This window comes from Billgrantia kenyensis (assembly GCF_013697085.1).
In the GTDB taxonomy this organism is placed as follows: Bacteria; Pseudomonadota; Gammaproteobacteria; order Pseudomonadales; family Halomonadaceae; genus Halomonas; species Halomonas kenyensis.
The window spans coordinates 1-2,318 of sequence record NZ_JACEFT010000070.1; the positions used below are offsets into that span (position 1 = coordinate 1).

At 64.2% G+C, this 2,318-nt stretch carries 3 protein-coding genes; all 3 read left to right on the forward strand.

All coding sequences use genetic code 11. The features are described from left to right. The first annotated feature begins 80 nt into the window (after positions 1-80). Genes H1D44_RS20595 through tnpC form a run of 3 tightly spaced genes read left to right on the forward strand, consistent with a single transcriptional unit; the run spans position 81 to position 2,281 of the window. A complete protein-coding gene (locus H1D44_RS20595) occupies positions 81-290 on the forward strand; it encodes a hypothetical protein (protein ID WP_181517135.1) in 210 nt (69 codons plus the stop codon). Beyond that, positions 287-643, forward strand: coding sequence for an IS66 family insertion sequence element accessory protein TnpB (tnpB, locus tag H1D44_RS20600; protein WP_181517136.1), 357 nt, complete (start codon positions 287-289; stop codon positions 641-643). Before H1D44_RS20595 ends, tnpB begins: the two co-directional genes overlap by 4 nt. 42 nt (positions 644-685) lie before the next feature. Next, the gene (gene tnpC, locus H1D44_RS20605) at positions 686-2,281 is read left to right on the forward strand and encodes an IS66 family transposase (RefSeq protein ID WP_181517137.1); all 1,596 of its coding nucleotides are present in this window, start codon (positions 686-688) and stop codon (positions 2,279-2,281) included. Positions 2,282-2,318: the final 37 nt, after the last annotated feature.

Below are 2,318 nucleotides of genomic sequence, written 5' to 3' on the forward strand. Positions count from 1 at the left end.
GTAAGCGCTCCACAAACCCCATCTTCTGCAGCTGATTAGCACGCGTCAGACTGGTGTCTCCTGATCCCAAGGAGGACACCATGACCGACCTGACCTCGACACAGGCTTTCTGGCTGGGCCATCTGTTCCATGCCTCCTCTCGGCAGATGGCGTTGAGCGTGTACGCCGAAGAGCAAGGACTTGAACTGGCGTCACTGCTGGCTTGGGAGAAGCGCCTGATGGTGCAGGGTTTGCTCGTGCCACCTCGCCATCGACCGCTTCGCTTCGTCGCTGTGGAGGTGGCACGATGATTCGGCCGGATACCCGACTGCGCGTCTATCTGTGCCGCGAGCCGGTCGACATGCGCAAGCAGATCGACGGACTGGCCCTGTTGGTTCAGGAGGCCATGGAGCTCAACCCCTTCGAGGAGGCGGTCTTCGTGTTCGGCAACCGCCAGCGCGACAAGGTGAAGCTGCTGTTCTGGGAGCGTAACGGTTTCGTGGTCTGGTACAAGCGCCTGGAGCGGGAGCGCTTCAAGTGGCCGGACCGGTTGGAGGGCGACACGGTTACGCTCTCGGGCCAGGAACTGAACTGGCTGCTCGATGGCTACGACCTCAGCGCCATGCGCCCTCATAAGACGTTGGATTTTCAGGCGGTTGGCTGATTTTCTGCTGCTTCCAGCAGCACCGCTTGGTAAAATGTCAGCATGACTTCCTCGGCCTCGACTCCCTCTGCCAGCGTCTCCCAGCTGCAGCGCCAAGTGCGTGCTCAGCAAGAGGAGATTGCGCGTCTTCATCAACTGATGGAGAAGAAGGAGGCGGAGTGGGAAGCCGCCAAGGCCGCGCTGTTTGAGCAGTTCCGCTTGGCCATCGAGCGTCAGTTCGGTCCCTCCACCGAAAAGTACCGCGTCGCGCAGGGTGACCTCCTCATCAACGAGGCCGAAGTGGCAGTCGACGAGGAGGACGCCAGCTCCAACGCCGAGGATGACGCTGTTGACGTGCCGGCCGAACCCCCTCAGCCGGCCAAGCGCCGCCCCCGTGGTGGCCGCGTGGCGCTACCCCCCGAACTGCCCCGCGTCGAAGTGATCCATGAGCTCCCCGAGAATACCCGGCATTGCCGCCACGACGGCACCGAGCTCAAGGAGATCGGCAAAGAGATCAGCGAGGAACTGCACGTCGTGCCGGCGCGGATCGAGGTGATCCGCCATGTGCGCCTCAAGTACGGCTGCCCAGACTGCGAAGAGGGCGTGCAGATCGCCCCGGCACCGGCCAAGCTGCTGCCCAAGAGCAATGCTAGCCCGACCCTGCTCGCCTACGTGGCCACCGCCAAGTATCAGGATGCCTTGCCGCTCTACCGGCAGAGCCAGATCTTTGCGCGTCATGGCGCCGAGATCCCGCGCAACACCCTGGCCCGCTGGATGGTGCAGGTCGGCGAGCGGCTGATGCCGCTGGTCGAGGCCCTGCGACAGCACCTGCTGCAGGGCCCGCTGATTCACATGGACGAGACCACGCTGCAGGTCAACGCCGAAGCCGACCGGCCAGCGAGCTCAACGTCCTACATGTGGTTGCAGCGCGGTGGCCCGCCTGGCCAACAGGTGGTGCTGTTCGACTATGACGCCAGCCGAGCCGGTCGGGTGCCCCTGCGCCTGCTGGGTGACTATGCTGGTCGCCTGGTCACCGATGGCTACGAGGGTTATGCCGAGGTGGTGCGGCAGAACGGCATCACCCATGCCGGCTGCTGGGCGCACGCCCGTCGCAAGTTCGTTGAGGCCCAGAAGGTGCAGCCCAAGGGCAAGACCGGCAAGGCCGACTGGGCGCTCAACCAGATCCGCAAGCTCTACGCCGTGGAGAAGCAGGCCAAGGCGCTGGATCCCGAGGCACGCCAGGCGTTGCGTGAGCAGAAGAGCCGCCCGCTAGTCACTCTGCTGCGCACCTGGCTCGACAAGTCACTGACCCAGGTGCTGCCGAAGAGCGCACTGGGCAAGGCGCTGCACTACCTGGATGGCCAGTGGCAACGCCTGACCCGCTTCCTCGATGACGGGGTGATCCCCCTGGATAACAACCCGGCCGAGAACGCCATCCGCCCCTTCGTCGTTGGTCGCAAGAACTGGCTGTTCAGCCACACACCGAGCGGTGCCCAGGCCAGCGCGGCGATCTACAGTCTGATCGAGACGACCAAGGCCAACGGCCTCTCGCCCTACGAGTACCTGCAGTTTGTGTTCGAGACTCTGCCAACACTCGGCGAGGATGACGACCTCGGCACGCTGCTGCCCTGGCGCTGGAGAGACACGCTACCGGTCTAACTCAGGCCGCAACAGGTGGGGTTCGTGGAGCGCTTAC